The sequence below is a fragment of the Xanthobacter autotrophicus ATCC 700552 genome, assembly GCF_043194565.1.
In the GTDB taxonomy this organism is placed as follows: domain Bacteria; phylum Pseudomonadota; class Alphaproteobacteria; order Rhizobiales; family Xanthobacteraceae; genus Xanthobacter; species Xanthobacter autotrophicus_F.
Map to the genome: position 1 here is coordinate 244,656 of NZ_JBAFVS010000003.1, position 25,120 is coordinate 269,775.

The window sequence follows — 25,120 nt, forward strand, 5'->3', positions numbered from 1 at the left end:
CATTGCCACGGCGGATCATCGCCAAGCCAAAGAGAGACCGTCCGTTCAGCCCCCGGCCGGGTGCGACGGAAGCGAGGGCATATAGCAGGTTCTGCGCGGAAGGCAAGGCGGGCGGAGCCTTCGGCATCCATCCCGCCCGCGTGGCGCAGCCGGTCAGGGCTGCATGGGCGCCCAGGGAGCGACCTTCACCTCGCCGCCGGCATGGTCAAGGCGAATGCGGGCGAAATCGCATACGCCCTCGCCCCGCTGAAAGGCGCTGACGGCGATCAGCCAGACGCCGACGATCCGTGCGGGGTCCGGCCCGCCGACCGCAGCCCTGTAGTCAGCGAGCACCGGGCGGCGCTCGCTGGTCCAGGCGCCGAGCCCGTCGTGCCCGGAACGCACGGCGATGTGCGTCTCCACCTTGTCCCACCCCGGCAGCGGGCAGCGGAAGGTGGTACCCACCGGCAGGCTGGAGCTCCAGAAATAGGTGACATCCTGGCCGTTGTCGAACTCCACCGCGATGGAGAGATAGTCGTGCGTGGGTACGCTGTCCTCGGCCTCCAGCGACGGCAGTTGCCGGATCCGCCAGTCCCAGGCGAGTTCCACGTCGGCGGCGAGGGGAACATCGAGCGGATACTTGAGGATGCCCGCATCCTGCCGGCAACGGCAGGCGATGTGCGGGGGCGCCCCCTCCTCCACCGCCTCGCAGAAGATGGCGGTCTGTCCCAGCCGCCAGAGGGGACCCCAGCCCCGCGGCACCGGGCGGGCCGCGGGGATGCGCGCGGCCTCGCTGGCGGCGAGCCCCGTCGCGTCGCCCGCGGCGAAGCGCGGAAGGCCGGCGGCAGCGGTCCCCTTCCACACCACCGCCGCCACGCAGAGCGCGCCGCCTTCCAGAGTGGAGGCCGGGTCGAAGCGTCCGGTCTCGTCGATCCATTGACCCGCAAGGCGGGCGATGACCATGAGCGGGCCGTCGCGGTCCGCAACGAAGCTCGTGGTGGAATCGATGGCCTTGGCGATGGGCCCGTCGCCGACGCGATACCAGAGCGACAGCTTGCCCTCGACGCCCAGGTCGAGCGCCCGGGACATCCAGACCACGCCACGGGACAGCAACGACACCGCCTCACCGCGGGCGAGCACGAGCCCGGTGTCCTCCCAGCCGGCCTCGTGGGCCGCAAGATGCATCACGGCCCCCGCCCGCACCACGTCGTCCGGCGCGCGGGCGATGGCGTCCCGCAGGGCTTGCTCCACCTGAGCGTGATCGATCGTTTCAAAAAATTTGCTCATCTGCGTTCCGTCCCTGATCGTGTGATCGCGGTCTTCGCCGCCGCTGGCAGGATGACGGCGCGGCAGGTGCGGTTCTTGCCATTTGGCGCCATCCGGACGGACGTGAGCATGGCGGTGCTGGGATTGACCAAGGCCCGCTCCATGGGGCCGGTCGCCGATGCGGTGGAGCGGGCGGGAGGCTCCCTGGCCCGCGTGTTCCGCACCGCCGACCTGCCGCTTCGGCTGATCGAGCAGCCGGAACGTTTCATCCTGCTGCGCGATCAGCTGCGCCTGGTGGCCTGCGCCGCGCGCGAGGTCGGCGACCCGGCCCTGGCCGCCCGCCTGTCGATGGAGGCCGGCGTGCCCGGTCTCGGCGCCCTGGGGCAATCCGTGCTCGCCGCCGACCGCCTCGACGCCGCCATCTCCCGGACCAACGGGATGATGGGGCGCATGCTGCAATCCTCGACCCGCCTTGAGCTGATCGCCGAGGACGGAATGGCGCACTGGACCTATCGGGTCACGGATGCGTCCGAGGTCGGCCGGCAATTGAACGAAATCCTGGCCCTCGGCTACATGCTGGACCTGTTGCGCCGCTTCCTCGGCCCCGGCTTCACGCCACTCCGGGCCGCGGTCACCGGGGCACCGGTGACCGGCCGGCCGGCGGTGGAGCAGGTCCTCGGCGTGGAGCTTTCACGGCATGCCACGGCGCTTCTGAGCTTTCCCGCCGAACATCTGTGCACGCCCAACCGGCGGCGCCTCCCCGGCCCCGGCGCGCCGGAGCGCGACATGCCGCCCGCGCCGATCGCCGACGACCTCGTCGCCCTCGCGCGGCACCTGATCGCCCTTCAGCTGCTGGAGCGCCGCCCCTGCCTCACCACGCTCGCCCGGCGGCTCGGCCTCTCGCCACGGACCCTGCAACGCCGGCTCGGCACGCGCGGCACCACCTTTGAGGCGTTGCTGCGCACGGTCATGGAAGAGGAGGCGGAAGTCTTGCTCCGGCACGGGCACCTGTCCGTCGCTGCCGTGGCACTGGAGCTCGGCTTTGCCGATGCCGCCCATTTCTCGCGCGCGTTCCGGAGCTGGAAGGGCATGCCGCCCCGCAACTGGCGACGCACAGCGCTCGCACAGCAGCATCGGCCGGACCCTTAGAGCGTTTTCGAGCGAAGTGGATACCGGTTCGCGTAAAGAAAACGCTTCAACTCAACGACTTAGAGCATTTCCCCGATTCAGTGAAACGGGGAAATGCTCTAGGTCCGCGACGTGCGACACTCCCTTCACCGTCAGGCGAGGAAGCCCTCCGCCCAGCCGCCCCGCTCTCAGAACAGCCCGACGCTGCCCGCTGGGGTAGGCTTGGTCGCCGGCTTCGCGGACGCGGGCTTGGCGGAGACCGGCTTCGCCGAAACCGGCTTTGGCGCCATGCCATTGGCGCCGGCCGCGGAGGCCGACGCGGCATTGGCCGGCTTCGGCTTCTTCTTCGGCGCGGGGGTGGCGGAGGCCACCTTCGGCTCCGGCACGCCCTTGTTCATGGCGATCAGCTCGGAGACGGTGACGAACTTGTAGCCCTTGGCCTTGAGGTCATCGAACACCTTGGGCATCGCGTCCACCGTGGTGGGGTGGATGTCGTGGACAAGCACGATGGCGCCCGGATGGGCATGGGACACGATCCGGTCGTGGATGACCTGCGGGTTGCGGTCCTTCCAGTCCAGCGGATCCACCGACCAGTAGATGAAGGTCGAGCCGAACTTCTCACGCAGATGGGCGCGCAGCGCCGGGGTCATGGCGCCGTAGGGCGGGCGCACATAAAGCGGCGACTTGCCGGTGAGCTGCTCGATGACGGCATTGGTGTCGCCGATCTGCTTGTCGGCGGCCGCCACCGAAATCTTGGGCAGCTGGGGGTGATCCCAGGAATGGTTGGCCACCTCGTGGCCCTGCGCGATCATCTGCTTGATGATGGCGGGCGAGGCCGTCGCCCGGCTACCGAGCACGAAGAAGGTGGCCTTGATGCCGCGCTGCTCCAGCATCTTCAGCAGCCGGGGCGTGGTCTCGGGGTTCGGGCCGTCGTCGAAGGTCATTGCGATATAGGGGCCGTCCACCACCGCGGAGGAATAGGCCACCAGCTTCTGCGGCGAGGTCCCAGCCACCGCCGGCGTGGCGGCTGGCGCGGACATGCCTGCGGCGAGGGCCGGCGGCTCGGCGGCGGTCTGCGCCGCGGCGAAAGTGCCGGTGGGCGTCATGGTCGCCAAGGGTTTGGTCGCGAGGGGCGTAATGGCGGAAGGCAGCGGCTGGAAGGTCTGGCCAAAGGCTGAGCCAAGGCCCATCACGCCCACGACGGCAAAAGCGAGAAATCCCCAGGAAGCCTTCACGATGGACCACTTTCCATGTCTGTGCCGGGCGACCATAGCCCGGTTTCGTTCACGCCCTACGCACAAGTTCGCCTAGCCCTTATGCATAAAATGTGAAGCGGGAGAGGCAAACGCCCCTCATTCCGCAAAGTCAAGTTCCCTCGCCTTGACTCGCCCACATTCCGGGTGTCTCTGCCCTCCCCAAATTTGATAACCGGAGGGCCGCGCATGTCGGATGGGCCGCGTACAGGATCTCAGACCGCCTTTATCTTCCCCGGCCAGGGCAGCCAGGCCGTGGGAATGGGCAAGGCGCTGGCGGACAATTTCCCGGCTGCGAAGGCCGTGTTCGATGAAGTGGACGCCGCCCTCAACGAGAGCCTGACGCAGGTGATGTGGGATGGCCCCATCGACGCGCTGACCCTCACCGCCAATGCCCAGCCGGCCCTCATGGCGGTCTCCCTCGCCGCGCTGCGCGTGCTGGAGGCCGAGGCGGGGCTGGACCTTGCCCGCGAGGCCGCCTTCGTGGCCGGCCATTCGCTCGGCGAATACTCGGCCCTCGCCGCCGCCGGTGCCCTCACCATCACCGAGGCGGCCCGGCTGCTGCGCATCCGCGGCAGCGCCATGCAGGAGGCGGTTCCGGTGGGCGAAGGCGCCATGGCCGCCCTGCTGGGCCTCGACTACGACCAGGCGGTGGCCGTGGCGGCGGAAGCCGCCGGCGACGACGTGTGCGAGGCGGCCAACGACAACGCCCCCGGCCAGGTGGTGGTCTCCGGCACCAAGGCGGCGGTGGAGCGCGCCATCGTCATCGCCAAGGAGAAGGGCGCCATGAAGGCCCTGCTGCTGCCGGTGTCCGCCCCCTTCCATTGCCGTCTCATGGGCCCGGCCGCCGAAGCCATGGAAGTGGCCCTCTCCGGCTCCACCGTCATGACGCCGCGGGTGCCGCTGGTGGCCAATGTGCGCGCCTCCCCGGTGACCGACCCGGCCGAGATCGTCCGCCTGCTGGTGGAGCAGGTGACCGGTACCGTGCGCTGGCGCGAGAGCGTCATCTACATGGCGGGCGCCGGCGTGACGCGCATGGTCGAGGTCGGCACCGGCAAGGTGCTGTGCGGCCTCGTCAAGCGCATCGACAAGTCGGTCTCCGCCAGCGCCGTGGGCACGGCGGAAGACGTGGCGGCCTTCATCGCCGCCCGCAACGCCGCCGCGTCGGCGGCCTGAGGCACCTTTCTCCCTCACAGATGTACCGTCATGGCCGGCTTTATGCCGGCCATTCGCGCGTTCGACCCGCGCCGCCATTGCGGAACGCCGGTAAACCCCTGCACAAGGCCGGGGATAATCCAGGCGATGTGCTCAGGCTGGCTTGCTCATCTCCAACCGGCCCTGAGGCCGGATACCCGATAAAGGACTGGGGGCACACATGTTCGATCTTTCCGGCAAGACCGCGCTCGTCACCGGCGCCACCGGCGGCATCGGTGGCGCGATTGCCAAGGCGCTGCACGCCCAGGGCGCCATCGTCGCCATTTCCGGCACCCGCAAGGAAGCCCTCGACGCCCTCGCCGCCGAGCTGGGCGGCGACCGCGTCCACGTGCTGCCGTGCAATCTCGGCAGCACGGAAGAGGTGGAGAAGCTGGTGCCGGCCGCCGAGACGGCGCTGGGCGGGCATATCGACATTCTCGTCAACAATGCCGGCATCACCCGCGACAACATCTTCATGCGCCTCTCCGACGAGGCGTGGGACCAGGTGATCGCGGTGAATCTCACCGCCGCCTTCCGCCTCAGCCGCGCCGCCGTGCGCACCATGATGCGCCGCCGCTCGGGCCGCATCATCTCCATCACCTCCATCGTCGGCGTCACCGGCAATGCGGGCCAGGGCAATTATGCCGCCGCCAAGGCCGGCATGATCGGCATGTCCAAGTCGCTGGCCCAGGAAGTGGCCTCGCGCGGGGTGACGGTGAACTGCGTCGCCCCCGGCTTCATCGCCACCCCCATGACCGACGCCCTCAACGACAAGCAGCGCGAGAGCATCCTGAAGGCCGTGCCGGCGGCAAAGCTCGGCACCCCCGAGGACATCGCCGCCGCCTGCGTCTACCTCGCCTCCAACGAGGCCGCCTATGTCACCGGCCAGACCCTGCACGTGAACGGCGGCATGGCCATGATCTGATCCGGACCACGGCCGGCCCGCACTGCGGTGGCCGGCCGTTGTTTGTGCCCTCCGAAAAGAGTAACGTCCTCATGCGTGCGGGGACTGGAGGCACGCATGAAGATCGAGCTTGAGAGCCCTGAAACCGGGCTCATGGGACGCAGTCCGGCAAAGCCCGGCGCATCCAGTCTGCTCGGCCGGATCTGGGGTCGCGTTCTCGATTTCGGGCTGATCCTGTGGGTGGTGAGGGTGCCGCTGGCCAGCGTCGTCCTTGGCCTGCTGCTCATGTCCGCCGTGACCCAGGCCCAGGATGTGACGCTGGACGTCGCCATGGCGGGATCGCCCGTTGGCGCGGCCGCCGGCCTGTCACGGGCCATGATCGCCCTCCTGGCCGCCGTCTTTCTGCTCTGGGCCATGCCGGTGCACTACGCCGCCCGCCTCCTGATGGAGACGGACCGCGGCCTCGCGGACACGGGCGCCCGGCGCAACGCCGCCGCCGTCGCGCGGGGACGGCAGCGCGATCTGATCTTCTGTCTCATGCTGCGCCACGTGCCCCGCATTCTCGGCGCGCTCACCTTCGTCGCCTTCGCCATCGGCGCGCGCAACGCCATCGGCAACCTGCCCACCCTCGCCGACCGGCCGGCCATGGCGGCTGCCCACGACCAGCTGGCGCTGCTGGCCTGGGTGATGCTGGCCGGCGCGCCGCTGTTCTACGCCTACTGCCTGCTGCGCGGGCTGTTCACCGACGTGGGCCCCCTCAAGGCCTTCGATGCGGCGCTGGGGCGACGGCTCGCCGGCGTGTTCGCCCTGCTCGGCATCGAGGCCCGGCCGGACGATCCCGAAGCCGAGTTGCACGCCACGGGCCGGCTGATCCTGCTCGCCTACGCGGTGCTGGTGCTCGTGGTGCTGGCCGCCAGCCCCCACTGGCTGGCCCGGCACCTGCCGCTCGCCTTCGCCGTACCGCTCATCTTCGGCGGCTGGGTGCCGATTCTCGCCTACCTGTCATCGGTGGGGCGGCGCTTCCACGTGCCGATCCTGACCGGCCTCTTCCTCCTCGGCGCCCTCGGCGTCTATGTCTTCGGCGACAATCACGCCGTGCGCACCCTCGCGGCCGTCGAGCCGGCTTACCGACGCACCTCCATGACGCCCGCGGTCCAGCTTTGGATGCGCGCCAATGGCTGCGCGGAGGCCCCCGCCTCGTGCCCGCGGCCGATCATCGTCGCGGCGGCGGGCGGGGCCAGCCGGGCCGGCTTCTTCACCGCCAGCGTCATCGGCCATTTCCTCGACTTCGAGCGCCACAAGCAGGGCTTCTCCTTCACCCGTGCTGACGGCTCGAAGATCAACCGGGCCGCCCGCGACGACGGCCGCTTCACCGCCGCCATCGAGCAGGCGCTGAACGGCAAGGACATCGCCACCCGCATCTTCGCCATTTCCGGCGTGTCCGGCGGGTCCTACGGTGCCGCCGTGGTGGCGGCAGCACTGGCGGCCCGCACCGGCGCCGCCGCCCCCTGCCCCAACAAGGCGCCGGACGGCTGGTTCGGCGGCACCCTCGCCGGCTGGCGCGACTGCCTGGAGAGCATGACGGCGGGGGACTATCTCACCGCCACCTTCTTCGGCCTCGCCTTCCACGATCAGGTCCAGCTCTTCCTGTCCGATCGCGCCGCGCTGCTGGAGCAGTCCTGGGAGGACAATTTCGCCCGGCATGTGCTTGCGGCCGGCGCAAAGGCGGCGCCCGACACGGCAGGCCGGCTAGCCATCCCCTTCCTCGGCGCACCGCCCGATCCGGGCCGCTGGGTGCCCTTCCTGGTGTTGAACGGCACCTCGGTGGAGACCGGCCAGCGCATCGTCACCACCGACCTTCTGCCCACCTATGCCGCCTCCGGCCGCTGCCCCTCGGGCGGCTCCAACGCGGAATGCCCGCTCTTCACCCACGCCATCGATTTCCACGGCATGGTCCGGTCCGATCTCGACGTGCGCCTGTCCACCGCCGCCACCAACTCCGCCCGCTTCCCGGTGATCTCCCCGCCGGGCTCCATCTACCAGATGGACAAGGACGTGGTGGACCGCATCGTGGACGGCGGCTTCTTCGAGAATTTCGGAGTGGAGAGCGCGCTTGAGCTGGCCCAGGCCATGGTGGAGATCGAGCCCCGGCTCGCCCCCTTCATCCTCGTCGTCGCCAACGATCCCGGCAGTGTTTTGACAGAGGAGCGCACCGCCCGCACCAGCAGCGGCGTCGTGGTGCCCGACGCCCCGGACCATGCCGCCTTCACCGAGATCGGCGGGCCGGTGGGCGCCATCGGCGCGGTGCGCAGCGGCCGCGGACGGCTGGCGGTGGCAACCGCCACCCACTGGCTCGATGCCCGCTTCAGCGACCGGTGCGCCACCAATCTCGCGCAGATCAAAGTGTGGCCGGAGTCCGTGAAGGACGGGCACTGCCCGGTGGGCGAGCCTACGCCGGAGAAGATCCGCGACGTATCCATGAGCTGGTGGCTCTCCAAGCCGGTGCAGATGAACCTGCACGAGCAGCTGGAAGCCACCGCCGACCGCTGCAACAACGCCGCGGCGGTGGAAGCCGTGTGGGCGGCGCTGGCGACGCCGTCGCAGGCCTGCATCGGCGGCGCCCCGCCGCGCTGATCCGGCTGCCCCGGGCCACGGACGCCGGTGCGGATCTTCCACGCGCCGGCGATCCGCTTTAGGATTTCCCCGTTTCAGCCCGCTGCCGGCCCGCCCGGCAGCCCCTTTTCAGTGACCCGATTTGAAAGGAGCCGCCATGGCGCGCGCCCAGACCGCCTTTTTGTCCCGCAGCGACGTGCCGGCCCGCCCGGCCCTGCAACAGGCCCTCGACGCCCTCAAGCTGAAGCTGGTGCTGGATGACGGCTACGTGCCATTCGAATCGTCCGGCTACCTGCCCTGCACCCTCGACGGCGAGGATGCCGGCTTCACCCTCCGCTTCAGCGCCGTGGACGCCGGCGGGGCCCGTTCGGCGGCGCTGGCCGAGGCCCTGGGCGGACGGGACGTGGCCCTGGACTTCAAATGGAGCGGCGACGTGCGCGAGCAGGTCAGCGCCATGGGCGTGTGCGCCGCGCTCGCCGGCAGCTTCGGCGCCCTTGTTCACGATCCCGACAAGGATGTGATTCTCGACGCCGCCAAGCTCCTCGCCCGTGCCAAGGCCGGGCTGGAGGAACTCTGACCGGCGGCCCTGGTACACCACCGCAGCACCGGAACAGAAAAGGGGCGCCGAGGCGCCCCTTCACACATGGCGCGTGACGCCGATCACTTCTTGGCGGGATCGGCCGCAGGCGCTGCAGGAGCGGGCGCTGCAGGAGCGGCGGCCGCGGTCTTCTCGACCTTGGCGTCGGTGCGCAGCTTGGTGACGAGGTCCGCCTGGGCCTTGCGCACGAGATACTGCTCCACCTGGTCCGACACCTGCTCATAGGTGGGAACCGGCTTCTGGCGCTTGTCCTCGACCTTGATGACGTGCCAGCCGAACTGGCTCTTCACCGGGTCGGAGACCTGGCCCTTTTCCAGCTTGAAGGCCGCCTCGGCGAACTCGGGGACCATCTGGTCCTTGGTGAAATAGCCCAGATCCCCGCCGTCCTCGGCGCTGTCCTTTGAATTTTCCTTGGCGAGCTTGGTAAAGTCCTCGCCGGCCTTGGCCTTCTTGGCGATTTCCTTGGCCTTGGCCTCGTCGTCCACCAGAATGTGGCGGGCGCGAACCTCACCCTCGGCCGGCGCGGACTTGACGAATTCGTCATAGGTCTTGCGCTTGGCCTCTTCGGAAACCGCCTTCTTGGCCTCCTGGTTCATCAGCGTTTCCATGAGCGCCTTGGTGCGGGCATAGGCCAGGCGCTGCTGGAAGTCGGGGGTCTGGTCCAGCTTCTGCGCCTCGGCGGCCTTGGCCAGCAGGGTCATGTCGGTGAGGAAAGACAGGACATATTCCTCCCGCTGCGGGCCCTGGAGCTGGGGCGGCAGGCCGGCGCCGATGTCGTCCATGGCGATGGTCACGTCGCTCTGGCGGATGGGCGTTCCGTTGACGATCGCAACCACGGTGTCGGGGGCCGGCGCCGCCTGCGTCGCGGCGGGGGGAGCAGCCGGGGCGGCCCCCTGCGCGAGCGCTGCCGAAACGGACGCGACGGATACGGTCGCGACGAGCGCGGCGGCGAAAAGACGGGTTTTGGCGGAACGCATCATGGGTCCGGTTTCCTCGGATTGTCTTCGGGCAAGCCGAAGCGGGCGCAACCTCGCTTAGCTCTCCTCGGCTGACAAGAGGGCATTGTTGGGGCATAGAGCGACTGGAAAAGCGCGTGGCAGGGCTTTCGCTCCCCCGCGTGAGCCTGTATAAGGCGCGCCTTCCATCGGGAATGCTGGCCGTTCAGCGAGCCCCGGGCGAACCGCTCCAAGCGGCTCGCATCTCGGCTCTGCTTTCGGCGCGTTCACGATCACAAGTTCGCCAATTCACAAGTTGGCCAAGTCGGCAGCGCGCCTTGTTCCAGCGACCACGCCGCGCTTGCCACGTTATGTCGTTCAGGAGTTTGGACAATGGCTGTCCCGAAGAGAAAAACCTCGCCGTCCCGCCGTGGCATGCGCCGCTCGGCCGACGCGCTGAAGCGGCCCACCTATGTGGAAGACAAGGATTCGGGCGAGCTGCGCCGTCCCCACCACCTTGACCTGAAGACCGGCATGTATCGCGGTCGCCAGATCCTGAAGCCCAAGGCCGAAGCCTGAGGCTGCTGCGCGGCGCCGATTCGCCGGCGTCGCTTGAAAGCGGATGGCCCGCGCCTCCGGCGCCGGCCCATGCCCTGGCCGCGTCGGCCCGGCCCTTCGGGGCAACCCCCGGGGATTCGACGATTTCCTGTCGACGATCTCCTGTCGATGATTTCCTGTCGGCGGCGCGGACTCCGGCTCGCCGAGGCGCGCAACGCCGCAGGGCGGGACCGTGACTTTCCCGGCCTGATGTGGCATCCATCCGCAGCGCCGGGGCTGGGCATCAATGGAGCGTGCGCCCGCGGCACAGCGGCCCGAGGAGCACATATGCTGACGCCCGTCCCGTTGCTGATCGTTCCTCTTGCGATCTACAACATCATCACCTTCCTGATGCCCGGCATCGCGTGGTCTACCGTGTTGACCACCATTTCGATGCTTTCGGGGGCGGAATGGACCATCAGCATGGCGGAGACGTTCATCGTCGTCAGCCTGTTCTTCCTGTTCTTCGAAATTCTGAAGGCGACGCGGATCACCCACCGCTCCATCGTCGATCACATGCTGTCCATGCTGGTATTCGTGATCGCCATGGCGGAATTCCTGCTGGTGCGGCAGGCGGGCAATTCCGTGTTCGCCATCCTGCTGTGCATCATGCTGCTGGACGTGGTCGCCGGCTTCTCGGTCTCGGTCCGGGTCGCCCAGCGCGATTTCTCCGTCGAGCCCCGGGAATAGAGCGTTTTCGAGCGAAGCGGATACCGGTTCGCGCAAAGAAAACGCGCAAAATCAACGACATATAGCACGCACCGATCGGCTTGCACCGCAAGCTGATCGGCCAAAGCGTTCTCGTTTTTAAGCGAGAGGGCACGGCAACGATTGCCCCGCGCAAGCCGGCAGGCCGCAAGACAGAAACGCCACAAGACAGAAACGCCACAAAATCAATCACGGCGCACAATCAGGCAGGCCGTGCGGAGAGCCACGCGGCCTTCATCAAACAGCAAAACCAGATGACCTGGTGGATGGTTGAACTGGTGGATCCGTTGACCTGGTGGATCCGCACGCGGCCGCATGATGCCGGGCACGCCGGCTGAGCCGCGTGTCATGCGGACAGGAAGGCCTGACGGGCCGGCGTGGCGAGACGCACGCGCCGGCCCTCAGACTCAGCTGTCTCCGCCTTCCGGCTTCGGCTCGCTCTTCGGCACCAGTTGCTCAAGCTTGGCCTGCATGTCGGCCATCTGGCGCTTGAGCGCGTCGAGATCGTCGCTGCGCTCGACCACCGGCACGGCGGGCGTCTGCGCAGGTACCGTCGACGAAGCCGTTTCCGCAGGCTCCTCTCCCTTGGGGAAGGGCAGGAAGATGTGGAAAGCACGCTCGAACATTTCCATGTTGCGGCGCACGTGATCGTCAAGCCCGATGAAGCTGGTCCCGGTCATCGTCTTGGCGACGTGCTCGCGGAACTTTCCCTGATCTTTGGTGAAGCTGTCGATGGACGCTTCCAGGTAACGCGGCACCAGCATCTGCATGCTGTCGCCGTAGAAGCGGATGATCTGGCGCAGGAAGGCGATGGGCAGAAGATTCTGGCCCTTGTTTTCCTGCTCGAAGATAATCTGCGTCAGCACCGAGTGGGTGATGTCGTCGCCGTTCTTGGCGTCAAACACCACGAAATCCTCCCCCTCCTTCACCATGTTGGCGAGGTCTTCGAGGGTCACATAGGTGCTCGTTCCCGTGTTGTAGAGACGGCGGTTGGCGTATTTCTTGATGGTGACTGGCTCTTGCGATTTTGCCATTGTCCGGTCATCCGTTTTCCTTGGGCGCTGCCGCAGGTTAAGGCGTTTTCAAGTGCAGAGCTACCACTTTGTGTGCGCCGCGCACCGGCCATTTTGCGATGCGCGCCAGCGTCATCGGGCTGTCGCCCAGACGAAGGTTCAATTTGCGTGCGAGGCGCTCCCTTGCAATGAGGTGGGTCATTGACACATGGTCGGCCCCGGCCACGATAGGGGCCGGTATTCCACACGGCACTGGCAGCACCGCACTGGCAACGAGGCGCAAAGCCGCCCGCCCGATCTTCCCCCAGGAGAGACACCCATGAAGGACGAGGTCGTCATCGTCAGCGCAGCGCGCACCGCGGTCGGGTCGTTCAATGGCGCGCTCGCGCCGTTGCCCGCCCATGAGCTCGGCGCGATTGTCATCAAGGCGGCGCTGGAGCGCGCCGGACTTCCCGCCGACACCGTCAGCGAAGTGATTCTCGGCCAGGTGCTCACCGCCGCCCAGGGCCAGAACCCGGCGCGCCAGGCCTCGCTGAAGGCCGGCCTTCCCATCTCCGTCCCGGCCTGGGAAGTGCAGATGGTGTGCGGCTCCGGCCTGCGGTCCGTGGCGCTGGGCGCCCAGGCCATCGTCAACGGCGATAGCGAGATCGTCGTGGCCGGCGGCCAGGAATCCATGAGCCAGTCCACCCACGCCGCCCACGTGCGCAACGGCACCCGCATGGGCGGCCTCGAGTTCGTGGACACCATGATCAAGGACGGCCTGTGGGACGCCTTCAACGGCTACCACATGGGCAACACCGCCGAGAACGTGGCGCGCCAGTTCCAGATCACCCGCCAGGAGCAGGACGAATTCGCCGTCGCCTCCCAGAACAAGGCGGAAGCGGCCCAGAAGGGCGGCAAGTTCAAGGAGGAGATCGTCCCCGTCACCATCTCCACCCGCAAGGGCGACGTGGTGGTGGACCAGGACGAGTACATCCGCCACGGCTCCACTATCGAAGCCATGACCAAGCTGAAGCCCGCCTTCGCCAAGGACGGCACGGTCACCGCCGGCAACGCCTCCGGCATCAATGACGGCGCCGCCGCCGTGGTGCTCATGAGCGCCGCCAAGGCCAAGGCCGAAGGCCGCACCCCGCTGGCCCGCATCGTGTCCTGGGCGCAGGCCGGCGTCGATCCGGCGGTCATGGGCACCGGTCCCATCCCCGCCTCCCGCCTTGCGCTGGAGAAGGCCGGCTGGAGCGCCTCCGACCTCGACCTCGTGGAAGCCAACGAGGCCTTCGCGGCCCAGGCCATCGCCGTGAACAAGGACCTCGGCTGGGACACCAGCAAGGTGAACGTGAACGGCGGCGCCATCGCCATCGGCCACCCCATCGGCGCCTCGGGCACCCGCATCCTGGTGACGTTGCTGCACGAAATGCAGAAGCGCGACGCCAAGAAGGGCCTTGCCACCCTGTGCATCGGTGGCGGCATGGGCATCGCCATGTGCCTCGCCCGGGACTGATCTGGCTGGCGCAGCGCATCGGGACCCGCCGTCCGGCTTGCCGGGCGGCATGGGGCCGGCAACCTGCGCGGGTACGCAACCGGGCCGCGACCTTCCATCGCGGCCCGCTGTTTCCTTACGGAAATACAGACTTGCTAAACCGCCGGAGCGTGGCTCGACCCGCTCCGGGGCACGGGTGAAGTGTCGTCAGGTCGAGCCAATAGAAGTGAGGAGGGAACCATGGGACGCGTCGCGTTGGTCACGGGCGGCACACGTGGAATCGGCGAAGCGATTTCGGTGGCTCTGAAAGCCGCCGGCTACAAGGTCGCTGCGAACTATGCCGGTAACGACGAGGCAGCCAAGGCGTTCACCGAGAAGACCGGCATTGCCGCCTTCAAGTGGGACGTGTCCGATTTCGAATCCTGCAAGGCAGGCATCGCCAAGGTCGAGGCCGAGGTCGGTCCGGTCGAGGTGCTGGTGAACAATGCCGGCATCACCCGTGACGGCCAGTTCCACAAGATGACGCTGGAGCAGTGGAGCGCGGTGATCAACACCAACCTCAACTCCGCCTTCAACATGACCCGCCCGGTCATCGAGGGCATGCGCGAGCGCAAGTTCGGCCGCATCGTCTGCATCTCGTCCATCAACGGGCAGAAGGGCCAGTTCGGCCAGACCAACTATTCCGCCGCCAAGGCCGGCGAGATCGGCTTCGTGAAGGCGCTGGCCCAGGAGAGCGCGCGCTCCGGCATCACGGTGAACGCCATCGCCCCCGGCTATATCGGCACCGAGATGGTGAAAGCCGTGCCGGCCGAGGCCCTGGCCAAGATCGTGGCGACCATTCCGGTGGGACGCCTCGGCGAGCCGGAGGATATCGCCCGCGCCGTGGTCTTCCTCGCCTCCGACGACGCCGGCTTCATCACCGGCTCGACCATGACGGTGAACGGCGCCCAGTACATCACCTGAGCGCGGCCCGGTTCCAATCTCAGCAATATCGCCATGCCCCGGCTCGTCCGGGGCATGTGCGTTTGCGGGGGTGCCGCCGTCCCCTCTCACACCACCAGGGTGTGGAGCAGCGCCCGGACCGGATCAGGGATCGGCACCGGCTTCTGGGTGGCGCGGTCCACATAGACATGGACGAAATGCCCCTGCGCCGCCGCGCGGGGATCCTCGCCCTGGAACAGGGCAATCTCGTAGCGCACCGACGCGGAGCCGAGCTTCGCCACCCGCATGCCGGCCTTGACCGGGGCCGGATAGGTGAGGCTGCGGAAATAGGTGCAGCGCGTCTCCACCACCAGGCCGATGATGGGGCTGGTCTGCGGGTCCAGCAGGCCGGCGGAGACCAACTGCTCGTTCACCACCGTGTCGAAATAGGAATAATAGACCACGTTGTTCACGTGGCCGTAGACGTCCACGTCCGCCCAGCGCGTGGTGATGGGCAGCACATGATGGAAGTCACCGAGAAGAACCGGCTCTTCCCGCCCCCCGCTTTGGCCCGCCTGTCCGCTCATCCGCTTCCCCCATGCTGAAGCCGCACCAGCGGCCTGCCTTTTACCGTCCGTCCGGACCGGAATGCACCCGGCCAACGGCCTTGCTCAGCCCTCGTCAGGACCCGCAGGCGGCAGCGGCACTTCGCGCGCACCCAGGGCATCGGCAAGGCGCATCTTGGCGGAGCCGGGGCGCAGCGGCTTCTGCTGGCTCTCGTGGGGCACCCAGCCCGACAGGAAGACAATCTCGAAGGTCGCGCGCACCCGCCCGTCCGGATCAGCGAATCGCTCCCCATAGATTTCCGCGGCGCGCACCAGCGTCGCGCGGCGCAGCGGCACCCGCCGCCGCTCCAGCAGTGCATTGGCCCCGCCCATGCGGCGCAAATCCGAAAACAGGGAAAAGGGCGAGCCGTAGCGCACCACCACGCGATCCACGTCGGTCACCGGCAGGGCGAACCCGGCGCGCTGAAGCAGGGCGCCGAGGTCCCGGACGTCCGCAAACGGCGCAACGCGGGGGGACAGCCCGCCGGTGGTCTCGCTTTCGGCCATGGCGAAGGCCTGCCGCAGCTCGGAAAGGCTGCCGCCGCCGAGCAGCGCGGCCATGAACAGCCCGTCCGGCTTCAGCGCCCGGCGCACCTGGGCAAGAACCCCCGGCAGGTCGTTCACGCTCTGCAGCGACAGGGCGGACACCACGAGATCGAGCGATCCGGCGGCGAACGGCAGGGCCTCTTCGTCCGCCACCACGCCGGGTGTGGCCAGCCCCCGCGCCAGCGGCGCGGCGCGGAACAGGTGCCCGATCGCGGCGTGGCCTTCGAGCGCGCGGGCCAGCGCATCGGTGGGCGTACCGAGATCCACCGCCGTCTCGAACTGCCGCTTCACCGCCGCCAGCCGGTCGGCCATGTCCTCCGCCGCCCGCTCCAGCAGGAAGGGCTCGGGACCGAGGCGGGCCGCCCGCTCCAGGCGGCGGCGCAGCAGGGGCCGGTCGAAGACGAGATGGGGCGCATCGCGCATGACATCGCTCATGGGCGCCATATAGGGCCTCGGGCGGTGCGATGCGAGCGGGGCGCCGCCGCGCGCGCGGCGCGTTGTCCGCGACCAGCCTTGCATTCCGGATTAAAGCTGCCTTTCGCTTTCCCGCCATTGATCGCCCGTGGTGGCGCCGCTAAAGCCGAGCCTGAAACGAATGAAGGGTCCGCCCCCTTGCAAGGCGGGCCGCGGGAGAACGCCATGACCACTGCGACCCTGTCCGACCGGGACATCCTCCTCGCCTTGTTCGATGCGGGGCTCGCGGCGGCGCTGCCGGAAGGCAAGTTCAAGGACCGCCTGCCCGAGCCACCCAAAGGACGCACCATCGTCATCGGCGCCGGCAAGGCCTCGGCCCGCATGGCCCGTGCCTTCGAGGACGAGTGGGGCCGCCCTTGCGAGGGGCTTATCGTCACCCGCTACGGCCACGGCTGCGAAACCCGCCATATCGAGATCGTGGAGGCCTCCCACCCGGTGCCGGACCAGGCCGGGCGCGACGCCGCCCGCCGCATCCTCGACCTGGCCAAGAGCGCCGGGCCGGACGATCTCGTGGTCTGCCTCATGTCGGGGGGCGCCTCCTCGCTCCTCACCATGCCGGCGGACGGACTGGACCTCGCCGACAAGCAGGCGCTGAACAGCGCGCTGCTGAAATCCGGCGCCCCCATCGGCATCATGAACCTGGTCCGCAAGTCGGTCTCCGCCATCAAGGGCGGGCGCCTTGCGGCGGCCATCGCGCCGGCGCGGGCGGTGACCTACCTCATCTCCGACGTGCCCGGCGATGATCCGGCCGCCATCGGCTCCGGCCCCACCATTCCCGAGGCCTCCGACCCCGAGCAGGTGCTGGGCCTGATGCGCACCTGGGGCATCGAGGTGACGGACAAGCTCGAACGGGTCATCCGCGCCAACACCGTCCCCGGCGATGCCATCCCCGGGCAGGAGGTGCACATGATCGCGACCCCGCTCATGGCGCTGAAGGCGGCGGAGGCGAAGGCGCGCGAACTGGGCATCACCCCCCTCATCCTCGGCGACGCCATCGAGGGCGAGGCGCGGGAAGCCGCCATCGTCTTCGCCGGCATCGCCAATTGCACGGCCTCGCACGGGCTGCCGGCAACGGCCCCCTGCGTGCTGCTGTCCGGCGGCGAGACCACCGTGACCGTGCGCGGCAAGGGCCGGGGCGGACGCAGCGTGGAATTCCTGCTCGCCCTCGCCCTTGCGCTGAAGGGCCGGCCCGGCATCTCCGCCGTCTCCTGCGACACCGACGGGGTGGACGGCACCGAGGACAATGCGGGCGCCTGGTTCGATTCGAGCATCCTGGAGGAGGCGGCGGCGCGCGGGCTGAAGCCGGCGGACTTCCTCGCCAACAATGACGGCTACAGCTTCTTCTCCGCCCTCGATCGGCTGGTCATCACCGGCCCGACCTTGACGAACGTGAACGATTTCAGGGCGATCCTGGTGCGATAGACGCTGCCCCGGTTCCATTGCGGCAGGGCTGTGGCCGAGGCCCGCCCCTGCGGCGCAGCCGCGCTGCGCCGCACGCATGGCGGTGTATTTGTATTTAAAATCAATATGTTATTTGATAAACTCGCCAATTCCGGGAAGACATTAACCTATTGGTAATGTCAATCCTATTGACCTTTGCTGCAGCGCACCTAAATTCCGTTGCGGAGGAACCGGGGGGCTTTCCGAGACGCCAAGTCTGGAGACCACAATGACCGTTGAGGTCACACCGGGGATCATCCGCAAGCTGTGGACCGGAGAGGCCGGAGCATTCCGCGACCATCTCCTTCGGCTCGATACTGAGAGCCGCCGGTCCAGGTTCGGCTCTGCGGTGTCTGCCGAATTCGTCGAGCGCCACGCGTCGCGGGTATTCCGCACGGGTGCGATCGTGCATGGCTGCTTTGTGGACGGCGAACTGCGCGCAGCAGCCGAGCTTTATCCCATGGGCGACGTTCTGCCTGGAGAGGCGGAAGCCGCCTTCAGCGTGGAGCAGGAATTTCAGAACCACGGCCTCGGCAGCTTGCTGCTGGAGCGCGTGATTCTCAGCGCCCGCAACCGCGGGATCCGGACCTTGTGCATGAACTGCCTCGCCCACAATCGGCGGATGCAGCAGATCGCGCGCAAGTTCGACGCCGAACTGAGCTTCGACACCGACGAAGTGGTCGCCGAGCTCACCGCCCCCTTCCCCACCGCGCTGTCTCTGGCGCAGGAAGCGGCGGCGGATGCCCAGGGCATGGCCGGCGCCGTGCTGCAGGCCCAGCGCATGGCCACCGGTCGCTTGTTCGACTGGCTGATGCCGGAACCCGCCTCGGTTGAACCGGAGCTGGAGCCGAACTGACGAGGACCCGTCTGCCCCGACAGGACGAAAAAGGCGGCGCCCCACAGGGTGCCGCCTTTTTCAATGGGCGACGCTCTTGGACAGGAGGTTGATCACCATCACCCCGGCGACGATCAGGCCAAGGCCGATCAAGGCCGGCAGATCGAGCTTCTGGCCATACCAGAGCCAGGCGATGGCGGTGACCAGCACGATGCCCACCCCGGACCAGATGGCGTAGGCGATACCCACCGGCATGGTCTTCAGCGTCAGCGACAGGCAGAAAAAGGCGGTCGCGTAGCCCACGATCACCAGCACCGACGGGCCGGGCCGGGTGAAGCTCTCCGTGGCCTTGAGGGCAGAGGTGGCAATGACCTCGGCGACGATGGCGATGATCAGGTAAAGATAGCTCATGGGCGCAGGGTTCCGGCACGGCCGGTGCGCCGCTTGCGGAAGAAGAGGCGGTGGCAGGCCACCCTGTCAATGCGGCGCTGACGCTCGCCGCCAGGCTGGAAAAGGGCGATGCGGGGCACGGGCGATAGGCTATGGTCAGGCCCTTGCGCCGCTTCTGATCCTTGCGCCGCCAACCGCCCCCGCTACATCGCCCCGCCAAGATCACTGCCTTCATGCCAAATCATCCCACGCCCGCCTTCACCCCGCCGGATCCCGCGTTCGAGACCAAGGTGCGCGAGAGCTTCGCGCGCCAGCCCTTCATGGCCACCCTCGGCGCCGGGCTCGGCGCGGTGATGCCGGGGCGGGTCGAGGTGGTGTTGCCCTATGGGGAGGGCGTGACCCAGCAGCACGGCTTCTTCCACGGCGGCGCCATCGGCGCCATTGCCGATACGGCGGGGGGATATGCCGCCTTCACCCTGTTTCCGCCCGACTCCACCGTGCTCACGGTGGAATACAAGATCAACATCATGGCCCCGGGCCGGGGCGAGCGGCTGATCGCGGTGGGCGAGGTGACCCGTTCCGGCCGCACCCTCACCATCGTGCGGGTGGATGTCTATGCGCAGGCGGGGGAGGCGCGCACCCATTGCGCCACCGCCACCCAGACCCTCATCTGCCTTCATGGCAAAAGCGATGCGCGCGCAGGCTGATGCGCTTCGCCACGCCGCTCATGCCGGGCCGCCTGATCCGGCGCTACAAGCGCTTCCTCGCCGACGTGGTGCTTGCCGACGGCACCGAGACCACAGTCCATGTGGCCAATTCCGGCGCCATGCTGGGGCTCGGCGCGCCCGGTAGCCGGGTGTGGCTGTCGCGCGCCAGTAATCTCGCCCGCAAGCTGCCGCTGAGCTGGGAGCTGGTGGAAGCCGATTTCGGCGCGGGTCCCGAGCTGGTGGGCGTCAACACCATGCATCCCAACCTGCTGGTGGCCGAGGCCATCGCCGCCGGGGCGGTGCCGGCGCTGGCCGGCTACGGCCGTCTGCGGCGCGAGGTGAAATATGGGCTGTCCAGCCGCATCGACATCCAGCTGGAGGACGAGGCGCGGCCGCTCTGCCTGGTGGAGGTGAAGAACGTGCACCTCATGCGGGCGCCGGGCTATGCCGAATTCCCCGATTGCGTGACGGCCCGCGGCGCCAAGCATCTCGAAGAGCTGGGCGCGGAGGCGGACAAGGGCAACCGCGCCGTCATGGTCTATCTGAGCCAGATCGGCTCGGCCCGCTCCATCGGCCTCGCCCGTGACCTCGACCCCGCCTATGGTCGCGCCTTCGATAAGGCGCGGGACCGCGGCGTGGAGGCCATCGGCCTCGTCTGCCGCATCGATGCCGAGGGTATCGAAGTGGCCGACATCATCCCCATGACGGGGTGAAGGCCCCCTCCCCCCTCGTCATGACGCACCGCGCATGGACAGGCCCGGCGCGGCGCGCCACACATAGAGGAAAGGCGATTCGCACCTTGGGGGGCCTTGAGATGCCGTTCACCCTTCACCTGTCCCGGCGCGGCGCGCTCCGGCTGGGCGCAACCCTCGCCACCGCGCTCGCCGCCGATGCGCTGATGCCGGTCCGGGCCGAGGATGACCCGGACGTCATCGCCATCAAGGGACTGAAGCCCGGCCAATGGGTGTGGTATCCCGAACGCGCGCCGGAGGGCTTCGTCGCCATCGTGGTGAACCTCACGGACCAGCTGTGCTTCGTCTACCGCAACGGCCTGCGCATCGGCGTGGCCACCGTCTCCACCGGCAAGGACGGGCATGAGACGCCCGCCGGCGTCTTCACCATCCTCGGCAAGGACGTGGACCACCATTCGTCCATCTACAACAACGCCTCCATGCCCTACACCGAGCGCCTCACATGGTCCGGGGTGGCGCTGCACGCGGGCGGGCTGCCGGGCTATCCCTCCTCCCACGGCTGCGTGCACCTGCCGCTGGCCTTCTCCAAGCTGGTGTTCGGCGTGACCCACGTGGGCACGCCGGTGATCATCGCCGATGCCCATTCGGCGCCGCAGGACGTGCTCCATCCCGGCCTGCTCATGGGCGAAGGGCTGGAACAACAGCTCGCCGTCTCGGCCACCGGTCAGGGCGCGCCGCCGGAGGATACGGCGCAGGTGGCGGCGGCTGCAGGAGCCGCGGTCCCCATCGCTCCGGCCCCACCGGAGCCCGTCTCCATGGTGGTCAGCGGGGCGGACAAGACCATTACCGTGCTGCGCGGCGCCCAGACCACCGTGAGCGGTGCCGTTACCATCCGCGATCCGGCAACGCCGCTGGGCAATGTGGTCTATGTGCTCCAGCGCCCGGACGGGGGCACGCCGCGCTGGAGCGCCATTTCCTACGAGGGCGGCAACCAGCCGCCGGGCGCGGCGCAGCAGGCTCTGGCGCGCATCACGGTGGACCCCGCCATCAACAAGCAGGTGGCAGCGCTGGTGACGCCGGGCGCGACCCTGTTCGTCACCGATCTTCCGGCCCATCCGGGCACCCGCAACGACGGCGGCTTCGTGGTGATGACCCACAAGGCGGAAAGCTGATGCGCCGCGCCGTCGTCGCCCTGCTCGGCCTGCTGGTCGCGGGCGCGCCGGCACTGGCGCTCGCGCAACAGGTGGCGCCTCCGGCTTCGGTTCCCGGCAAACCGGCGGCGCGGCCCGCAGCAGCAGGCCCGGTCCCCGCCAAGGAGCTGTTCGGACGGGTCGGCAGCCCGGCCCCCCTCGCCGCCCGCTCCATCGGTTTCTATTCCAAGGGCTGCCTCGCGGGCGCGCAGGCGCTGCCGGTGAACGGACCGAGCTGGCAAGTGATGCGCCTGTCGCGCAACCGCAATTTCGGCCATCCCGATCTCGTCGACTTCCTGGAGCGCTTCTCGGCGCAGGTGCCGAAGGTGTCGTCCTGGCAGGGCATCCTGGTGGGCGACATGTCCCAGCCGCGCGGCGGCCCCATGCTCACCGGCCACGCCTCCCACCAGATCGGCCTCGACGCCGACATCTGGCTGACGCCCAGCCCCGGCCGCGAACTCAGCCGCGAGGAGCGCGAGCAGCTCTCCGCCACCATGATGGTGCGTGCCGACCGCCGCGATATCGACCCCGCCAACTGGCGGCCCGACCACTGGAAAATCGTCCGCGCCGCGGCGCTGGACCCGCGCGTGGAGCGCATTTTCGTGAATGCGGCCATCAAGAAGGCCCTGTGCCGCGAGGCGAGCGGCGACCGCTCCTTCCTCGCCAAGGTGCGCCCCTATTGGGGCCACGACTATCACATGCACGTCCGCCTGACCTGTCCTGCGGGCAACCCCGAATGCCGGCCGCAGGAAGCCCCGCCCACCGGCGAGGGCTGCGGATCGGAGCTGGACTGGTGGTTCACCGACGAGGTGCTGCGCCCCAAGCCCGAAAAGGAACCGGCGAAGCCCAGGCCGCCCTTGACCCTTGCCGACCTGCCCGAGGCCTGCGCGGCGGTGCTGGGCGCGCGATAGGCCGCCGTTCCTGCGGGTCCGAGCGCGGCGGATGAGGACCCTCGAAGGCTTGTCGATCCAAGTTCCCAGGGCGCATGATGCTCGGACCGCCCCACTTCGGGTGGATATATAATGAAAAAGGGAGGCGCCCATGAAGCATATGCTCATCCTGGCGGCACTTTTCGCCGGCATCAGCCCGGCGGTGGCCCAGAAATGGGACTTGTCGACCATGACTTGCCAGCAATTCCTCAACAGTGACAAGGCGACGATCTCGATCATCCTGACCTGGCTTGATGCCTACTACAAGGATGATGATGCACCGCCGGTCATCGATACCGACAAGTTCACGCAGAATGCTGAAAGGCTTGGCGCCTATTGCGCTGTGAACCCGCAGATCGGCCTGATCACCGCGGCGGACCACCTGTTCGACGACTGAACGCAAGGCGGACGGACCATTCATCGCGGTTCCGGCACCCACCGGAGCCGGGCGCCACGCGGGCTTACGCGGTGTCCGGCGCGGCACGCCCGCCGGACACCGCGATGACCCGCGCCGGACGGCGGCAACGAAGGAGCAGATCATGACCGATCTCACCGACCTCTTCCCCGGCTTCGCCTCCCACTATGTGGACACCAGGGCCGGCCGCATCTTCCTGCGGCAGGGCGGCACCGGATCACCGTTGCTGCTGCTCCACGGTTTTCCGCAGAGCCATGTCATGTGGCACAAGGTGGCGCCGAAGCTCGCCGAGCAGCACACCCTCATCATCCCCGATTTGCCCGGCTACGGCTGGAGCGCGGCGCCGGAAGGGGGCACCGACCACGCGCCTTATTCCAAGCGCGCCATGGCCGCCGCCATGGTGGAGGTGATGGAGCATCTGGGCTTCGCCCATTTCTCCCTCATGGGCCACGATCGCGGCGCGCGGGCGGGCTACCGGCTCGGCCTCGACCATCCCGGCCGGCTGGACCGCCTGGTGGTGCTCGACATCGTCCCCACCTACGTCATGTGGCACAAGATGGACCGGGCGCGGGCGCTGCAGGTCTATCACTGGTCCATGCTGGCCCAGCCCAAGCCCCTGCCCGAGAAGCTCATCGGCTCGCATCCCTCCTGGTTCCTCGACTGGACCATGGCGAGTTGGACCGCGTCCAAGGACCTTTCCCCCTTCGATCCCCGCGCCATGGCCCAGTACCGCGCCGCCATCTCCTCCCCCGACCGCCTCCACGCCATGTGCGAGGACTACCGGGCCGGCGCCACCATCGACCTCGCCCATGACGAGGCCGACCTTGCCGCGGGGCGCACCCTCTCCTGCCCCACCTTCGCCCTGTGGGGCGCGGCGGGCATCCCCAGCCGGGGCGCCAGCCCGCTGGAAGCCTGGAAGGTCTTCGCGCCCAAGCTGGAGGGCACCGCTGTAGAGGCCGGCCACTTCGTCGCCGAGGAGGCGCCTGGCGCGGTGCTGGCCGCGGTGCTGCCGTTCCTGACGGGAGATTGATACCATCGGCCCACGCGGCACTTGAGACCCCGTTTGAAAACTCAAAAGGGCATGACGGTGGGAAAGCCCCCTGCGGGGGCTACAGGCGCCCATCTGAGCGAGTTTTCAAACGGGCTCTGAGACTCCGGCCGCGGGAACAGGATTTCCTCCTCCGATGGGGTCGCGAATTCTTCCATCCCTCAAACAGTGGATGTGCCGGACAGCCGGCTTTCTATGCTTAACGCCATGACAACACGTCATCGCATGCGTCAGGACACGCCCTGAATGCACAACAGCATGGAGAGAGCCGATGATACCGTCTTTCCTGCCGCTGGCGACGTGCGCCGCGGCCCTCGCCACCCTCGCCACCTTTACGACCACCGAAGCCGAGGCGGCCACGCGCTACGGCGTCGCCTGCATCCACAACAAGACGCAGCACACGATCAACTTCGACATCAGGCTCGGAAAAGACGGAAGCTGGAGAAGCTACCGCCTCCAGCCCGGCTGGAACCGCAGCTTCTCGCATCAATACGACAAGCAGAATGAAAACCAGTCTCCCCCGATCTACATCCGGTTCGATTCCGATCTGCGCGGCAAGACCTTCTGGACCGAATACAAGCTGGAGCGTCGGGCGGCGTCCGGCGAAACATGCGGGGAAGGCAAGCCCTACAACTTCAGATATGAGCGGGACAATCAGAACTTCATCGACCTGAAGGCGTCCAGCTGAACGCCCGGCCGCTCCGGAGCAACGGCTACCGCCGATCCTGGAAGAACGCCTTGAGCACCTCGGCGGCCTGCCGCTCGGCGATGCCGCCGTAGACTTCCGGCGTGTGGTGGCAGGTGGGCTGGGAGAAAAAGCGCGGCCCGTGCTCCACGCCGCCGCCCTTGGGATCGGACGCGCCGTAATAAAGTCGGCGGATGCGCGCAAAGGACAGGGCTGCCGCGCACATGGCGCAGGGCTCCAGCGTCACATAGAGATCGCAGTTCAAAAGCCGCTCGGATTTCAGCCGGGCGCCGGCGGTGCGCAGCACCAGAACCTCGGCGTGGGCGGTGGGATCATTGAGTTCCCGCGTGCGGTTGCCGTCGCGGGCGATCACCTCGGCGCCGCGCACCAGCACGGCCCCCACCGGCACCTCGCCGCGCTCTGCCGCGGCCCGCGCCTCGTTCAGCGCCATTTGCATATAGGTTCCGGACATGTGCCCCTGCCATCGCCGCGCTCGCCGCGCCGCCTCGCCTGTGCTAGAGCGTTTTTCCGTTTCGCTGAAACGGGAAAACGCTCCGGATCGATGAGTTGACGCGTTT

At 68.2% G+C, this 25,120-nt stretch carries 27 protein-coding genes; 19 read left to right on the forward strand and 8 right to left on the reverse strand.

The features are described 5' to 3' along the window. Nucleotides 1-153: 153 nt before the first annotated feature. A complete protein-coding gene (locus V5F48_RS04685) occupies nucleotides 154-1,266 on the reverse strand; it encodes a DUF3047 domain-containing protein (protein WP_394040555.1) in 1,113 nt (370 codons plus the stop codon). Nucleotides 1,267-1,374: 108 nt separating this feature from the next. On the opposite strand from V5F48_RS04685, the gene V5F48_RS04690 reads away from it, so the two are divergent. Beyond that, on the forward strand, nucleotides 1,375-2,394 hold the full coding sequence (locus tag V5F48_RS04690) for a helix-turn-helix domain-containing protein (RefSeq protein WP_394040557.1): 1,020 nt from the start codon (nucleotides 1,375-1,377) through the stop codon (nucleotides 2,392-2,394). A 167-nt stretch (nucleotides 2,395-2,561) separates the two neighbouring features. Here V5F48_RS04690 and V5F48_RS04695 read toward each other — a convergent pair whose 3' ends face one another. Beyond that, nucleotides 2,562-3,608 carry a polysaccharide deacetylase family protein gene (locus V5F48_RS04695; RefSeq protein ID WP_394040559.1) on the reverse strand — a complete coding sequence of 349 codons (1,047 nt, stop codon included), beginning with the start codon at nucleotides 3,606-3,608 and terminating at the stop codon, nucleotides 2,562-2,564. Nucleotides 3,609-3,815: 207 nt separating this feature from the next. Between V5F48_RS04695 and fabD the strand changes: the two genes are divergently transcribed. The 4 genes from fabD to V5F48_RS04715 all read left to right on the forward strand — a co-directional run bounded on the left by fabD (nucleotide 3,816) and on the right by V5F48_RS04715 (nucleotide 8,914). After that, entirely contained in the window at nucleotides 3,816-4,802 is a 987-nt protein-coding gene (fabD, locus tag V5F48_RS04700) for an ACP S-malonyltransferase (protein WP_394040561.1), read from the forward strand. A 199-nt stretch (nucleotides 4,803-5,001) separates the two neighbouring features. Continuing rightward, nucleotides 5,002-5,745, forward strand: a complete 744-nt coding sequence (fabG, locus tag V5F48_RS04705; RefSeq protein WP_394040563.1) for a 3-oxoacyl-[acyl-carrier-protein] reductase — start codon at nucleotides 5,002-5,004, stop codon at nucleotides 5,743-5,745. A 96-nt stretch (nucleotides 5,746-5,841) separates the two neighbouring features. Continuing rightward, on the forward strand, nucleotides 5,842-8,358 hold the full coding sequence (locus V5F48_RS04710; RefSeq protein ID WP_394040565.1) for a hypothetical protein: 2,517 nt from the start codon (nucleotides 5,842-5,844) through the stop codon (nucleotides 8,356-8,358). Nucleotides 8,359-8,494: 136 nt separating this feature from the next. Then, entirely contained in the window at nucleotides 8,495-8,914 is a 420-nt protein-coding gene (locus V5F48_RS04715; protein WP_394040567.1) for a hypothetical protein, read from the forward strand. An 83-nt stretch (nucleotides 8,915-8,997) separates the two neighbouring features. On the opposite strand, the gene V5F48_RS04720 is transcribed toward V5F48_RS04715, so the two are convergent. Further along, on the reverse strand, nucleotides 8,998-9,915 hold the full coding sequence (locus V5F48_RS04720) for a peptidylprolyl isomerase (RefSeq protein WP_394040569.1): 918 nt from the start codon (nucleotides 9,913-9,915) through the stop codon (nucleotides 8,998-9,000). A 348-nt stretch (nucleotides 9,916-10,263) separates the two neighbouring features. Between V5F48_RS04720 and rpmF the strand changes: the two genes are divergently transcribed. From rpmF to V5F48_RS04735, 3 genes are all read left to right on the forward strand, one after another. Continuing rightward, a complete protein-coding gene (rpmF, locus tag V5F48_RS04725) occupies nucleotides 10,264-10,449 on the forward strand; it encodes a 50S ribosomal protein L32 (RefSeq protein ID WP_394040571.1) in 186 nt (61 codons plus the stop codon). A gap of 306 nt (nucleotides 10,450-10,755) precedes the next feature. Next, complete coding sequence (locus V5F48_RS04730) at nucleotides 10,756-11,157, forward strand: hypothetical protein (RefSeq protein ID WP_394040573.1); 402 nt, start codon at nucleotides 10,756-10,758, stop codon at nucleotides 11,155-11,157. A gap of 80 nt (nucleotides 11,158-11,237) precedes the next feature. After that, a complete protein-coding gene (locus V5F48_RS04735) occupies nucleotides 11,238-11,513 on the forward strand; it encodes a hypothetical protein (RefSeq protein WP_394040575.1) in 276 nt (91 codons plus the stop codon). Nucleotides 11,514-11,582: 69 nt separating this feature from the next. On the opposite strand, the gene phaR is transcribed toward V5F48_RS04735, so the two are convergent. Further along, nucleotides 11,583-12,209, reverse strand: a complete 627-nt coding sequence (gene phaR / locus V5F48_RS04740) for a polyhydroxyalkanoate synthesis repressor PhaR (RefSeq protein ID WP_394040576.1) — start codon at nucleotides 12,207-12,209, stop codon at nucleotides 11,583-11,585. A 298-nt stretch (nucleotides 12,210-12,507) separates the two neighbouring features. On the opposite strand from phaR, the gene V5F48_RS04745 reads away from it, so the two are divergent. Then, nucleotides 12,508-13,686: an acetyl-CoA C-acetyltransferase gene (locus tag V5F48_RS04745; protein ID WP_394040578.1), complete on the forward strand. Its 1,179-nt coding sequence runs from the start codon at nucleotides 12,508-12,510 to the stop codon at nucleotides 13,684-13,686. A 219-nt stretch (nucleotides 13,687-13,905) separates the two neighbouring features. After that, nucleotides 13,906-14,628 (forward strand): acetoacetyl-CoA reductase, encoded by a 723-nt coding sequence (gene phbB, locus V5F48_RS04750; protein WP_394040580.1) that lies wholly within the window; start codon nucleotides 13,906-13,908, stop codon nucleotides 14,626-14,628. An 86-nt stretch (nucleotides 14,629-14,714) separates the two neighbouring features. On the opposite strand, the gene V5F48_RS04755 is transcribed toward phbB, so the two are convergent. Together V5F48_RS04755 and V5F48_RS04760 are read right to left on the reverse strand one after the other, a co-directional pair. Beyond that, nucleotides 14,715-15,173 carry an acyl-CoA thioesterase gene (locus V5F48_RS04755; RefSeq protein WP_394040582.1) on the reverse strand — a complete coding sequence of 153 codons (459 nt, stop codon included), beginning with the start codon at nucleotides 15,171-15,173 and terminating at the stop codon, nucleotides 14,715-14,717. Between the two features lie 84 nt (nucleotides 15,174-15,257). Beyond that, complete coding sequence (locus tag V5F48_RS04760; RefSeq protein WP_394040584.1) at nucleotides 15,258-16,172, reverse strand: methyltransferase domain-containing protein; 915 nt, start codon at nucleotides 16,170-16,172, stop codon at nucleotides 15,258-15,260. A gap of 204 nt (nucleotides 16,173-16,376) precedes the next feature. On the opposite strand from V5F48_RS04760, the gene V5F48_RS04765 reads away from it, so the two are divergent. Both V5F48_RS04765 and V5F48_RS04770 read left to right on the forward strand, forming a co-directional pair. Further along, nucleotides 16,377-17,633, forward strand: a complete 1,257-nt coding sequence (locus tag V5F48_RS04765) for a glycerate kinase type-2 family protein (RefSeq protein WP_394040586.1) — start codon at nucleotides 16,377-16,379, stop codon at nucleotides 17,631-17,633. 247 nt (nucleotides 17,634-17,880) lie between these two features. Beyond that, complete coding sequence (locus V5F48_RS04770) at nucleotides 17,881-18,507, forward strand: GNAT family N-acetyltransferase (protein ID WP_394040588.1); 627 nt, start codon at nucleotides 17,881-17,883, stop codon at nucleotides 18,505-18,507. A gap of 60 nt (nucleotides 18,508-18,567) precedes the next feature. Here V5F48_RS04770 and V5F48_RS04775 read toward each other — a convergent pair whose 3' ends face one another. Further along, the gene (locus tag V5F48_RS04775) at nucleotides 18,568-18,897 is read right to left on the reverse strand and encodes a DMT family transporter (protein WP_394040590.1); all 330 of its coding nucleotides are present in this window, start codon (nucleotides 18,895-18,897) and stop codon (nucleotides 18,568-18,570) included. A gap of 212 nt (nucleotides 18,898-19,109) precedes the next feature. Here V5F48_RS04775 and V5F48_RS04780 point away from each other — a divergent pair, with 212 nt between their 5' ends. From V5F48_RS04780 to V5F48_RS04810, 7 genes are all read left to right on the forward strand, one after another. Beyond that, nucleotides 19,110-19,583 carry a PaaI family thioesterase gene (locus V5F48_RS04780; protein ID WP_394040592.1) on the forward strand — a complete coding sequence of 158 codons (474 nt, stop codon included), beginning with the start codon at nucleotides 19,110-19,112 and terminating at the stop codon, nucleotides 19,581-19,583. After that, nucleotides 19,583-20,296, forward strand: coding sequence for a DNA/RNA nuclease SfsA (sfsA, locus tag V5F48_RS04785; RefSeq protein ID WP_394040594.1), 714 nt, complete (start codon nucleotides 19,583-19,585; stop codon nucleotides 20,294-20,296). The genes V5F48_RS04780 and sfsA overlap by 1 nt, the downstream gene beginning before the upstream one ends. 101 nt (nucleotides 20,297-20,397) lie before the next feature. Beyond that, nucleotides 20,398-21,447: a L,D-transpeptidase gene (locus V5F48_RS04790; RefSeq protein WP_394040596.1), complete on the forward strand. Its 1,050-nt coding sequence runs from the start codon at nucleotides 20,398-20,400 to the stop codon at nucleotides 21,445-21,447. Beyond that, on the forward strand, nucleotides 21,447-22,376 hold the full coding sequence (gene mepA, locus V5F48_RS04795; RefSeq protein ID WP_394040598.1) for a penicillin-insensitive murein endopeptidase: 930 nt from the start codon (nucleotides 21,447-21,449) through the stop codon (nucleotides 22,374-22,376). Before V5F48_RS04790 ends, mepA begins: the two co-directional genes overlap by 1 nt. A gap of 130 nt (nucleotides 22,377-22,506) precedes the next feature. After that, on the forward strand, nucleotides 22,507-22,791 hold the full coding sequence (locus V5F48_RS04800; protein ID WP_394040600.1) for an HdeA/HdeB family chaperone: 285 nt from the start codon (nucleotides 22,507-22,509) through the stop codon (nucleotides 22,789-22,791). A gap of 142 nt (nucleotides 22,792-22,933) precedes the next feature. Further along, a complete protein-coding gene (locus tag V5F48_RS04805) occupies nucleotides 22,934-23,839 on the forward strand; it encodes an alpha/beta fold hydrolase (protein WP_394040602.1) in 906 nt (301 codons plus the stop codon). 289 nt (nucleotides 23,840-24,128) lie between these two features. Beyond that, nucleotides 24,129-24,545 (forward strand): hypothetical protein, encoded by a 417-nt coding sequence (locus V5F48_RS04810; protein ID WP_394040604.1) that lies wholly within the window; start codon nucleotides 24,129-24,131, stop codon nucleotides 24,543-24,545. A 25-nt stretch (nucleotides 24,546-24,570) separates the two neighbouring features. Here the strand turns inward: V5F48_RS04810 and V5F48_RS04815 are convergent, their stop codons facing one another. Further along, nucleotides 24,571-25,014, reverse strand: coding sequence for a nucleoside deaminase (locus tag V5F48_RS04815; RefSeq protein WP_282642625.1), 444 nt, complete (start codon nucleotides 25,012-25,014; stop codon nucleotides 24,571-24,573). Nucleotides 25,015-25,120 lie beyond the last annotated feature (106 nt).

Excerpts from the sequence above, each read along its gene's own strand:
- V5F48_RS04755 (WP_394040582.1), bottom strand. The coding sequence starts at position 15,173 with ATGAGCGGACAGGCGGGCCAAAGCGGGGGGCGGGAAGAGCCGGTTCTT.
- V5F48_RS04760 (WP_394040584.1), bottom strand. The coding sequence starts at position 16,172 with ATGAGCGATGTCATGCGCGATGCGCCCCATCTCGTCTTCGACCGGCCC.
- V5F48_RS04685 (WP_394040555.1), bottom strand. The coding sequence starts at position 1,266 with ATGAGCAAATTTTTTGAAACGATCGATCACGCTCAGGTGGAGCAAGCC.
- sfsA (WP_394040594.1), top strand. The coding sequence starts at position 19,583 with ATGCGCTTCGCCACGCCGCTCATGCCGGGCCGCCTGATCCGGCGCTAC.
- V5F48_RS04720 (WP_394040569.1), bottom strand. The coding sequence starts at position 9,915 with ATGATGCGTTCCGCCAAAACCCGTCTTTTCGCCGCCGCGCTCGTCGCG.
- phbB (WP_394040580.1), top strand. The coding sequence starts at position 13,906 with ATGGGACGCGTCGCGTTGGTCACGGGCGGCACACGTGGAATCGGCGAA.
- V5F48_RS04745 (WP_394040578.1), top strand. The coding sequence starts at position 12,508 with ATGAAGGACGAGGTCGTCATCGTCAGCGCAGCGCGCACCGCGGTCGGG.
- rpmF (WP_394040571.1), top strand. The coding sequence starts at position 10,264 with ATGGCTGTCCCGAAGAGAAAAACCTCGCCGTCCCGCCGTGGCATGCGC.
- V5F48_RS04810 (WP_394040604.1), top strand. The coding sequence starts at position 24,129 with ATGATACCGTCTTTCCTGCCGCTGGCGACGTGCGCCGCGGCCCTCGCC.
- V5F48_RS04715 (WP_394040567.1), top strand. The coding sequence starts at position 8,495 with ATGGCGCGCGCCCAGACCGCCTTTTTGTCCCGCAGCGACGTGCCGGCC.
- fabG (WP_394040563.1), top strand. The coding sequence starts at position 5,002 with ATGTTCGATCTTTCCGGCAAGACCGCGCTCGTCACCGGCGCCACCGGC.
- V5F48_RS04815 (WP_282642625.1), bottom strand. The coding sequence starts at position 25,014 with ATGTCCGGAACCTATATGCAAATGGCGCTGAACGAGGCGCGGGCCGCG.
- V5F48_RS04690 (WP_394040557.1), top strand. The coding sequence starts at position 1,375 with ATGGCGGTGCTGGGATTGACCAAGGCCCGCTCCATGGGGCCGGTCGCC.
- V5F48_RS04800 (WP_394040600.1), top strand. The coding sequence starts at position 22,507 with ATGAAGCATATGCTCATCCTGGCGGCACTTTTCGCCGGCATCAGCCCG.
- fabD (WP_394040561.1), top strand. The coding sequence starts at position 3,816 with ATGTCGGATGGGCCGCGTACAGGATCTCAGACCGCCTTTATCTTCCCC.
- V5F48_RS04710 (WP_394040565.1), top strand. The coding sequence starts at position 5,842 with ATGAAGATCGAGCTTGAGAGCCCTGAAACCGGGCTCATGGGACGCAGT.
- mepA (WP_394040598.1), top strand. The coding sequence starts at position 21,447 with ATGCGCCGCGCCGTCGTCGCCCTGCTCGGCCTGCTGGTCGCGGGCGCG.
- V5F48_RS04730 (WP_394040573.1), top strand. The coding sequence starts at position 10,756 with ATGCTGACGCCCGTCCCGTTGCTGATCGTTCCTCTTGCGATCTACAAC.
- phaR (WP_394040576.1), bottom strand. The coding sequence starts at position 12,209 with ATGGCAAAATCGCAAGAGCCAGTCACCATCAAGAAATACGCCAACCGC.
- V5F48_RS04790 (WP_394040596.1), top strand. The coding sequence starts at position 20,398 with ATGCCGTTCACCCTTCACCTGTCCCGGCGCGGCGCGCTCCGGCTGGGC.
- V5F48_RS04775 (WP_394040590.1), bottom strand. The coding sequence starts at position 18,897 with ATGAGCTATCTTTACCTGATCATCGCCATCGTCGCCGAGGTCATTGCC.
- V5F48_RS04770 (WP_394040588.1), top strand. The coding sequence starts at position 17,881 with ATGACCGTTGAGGTCACACCGGGGATCATCCGCAAGCTGTGGACCGGA.
- V5F48_RS04780 (WP_394040592.1), top strand. The coding sequence starts at position 19,110 with ATGCCAAATCATCCCACGCCCGCCTTCACCCCGCCGGATCCCGCGTTC.
- V5F48_RS04805 (WP_394040602.1), top strand. The coding sequence starts at position 22,934 with ATGACCGATCTCACCGACCTCTTCCCCGGCTTCGCCTCCCACTATGTG.
- V5F48_RS04765 (WP_394040586.1), top strand. The coding sequence starts at position 16,377 with ATGACCACTGCGACCCTGTCCGACCGGGACATCCTCCTCGCCTTGTTC.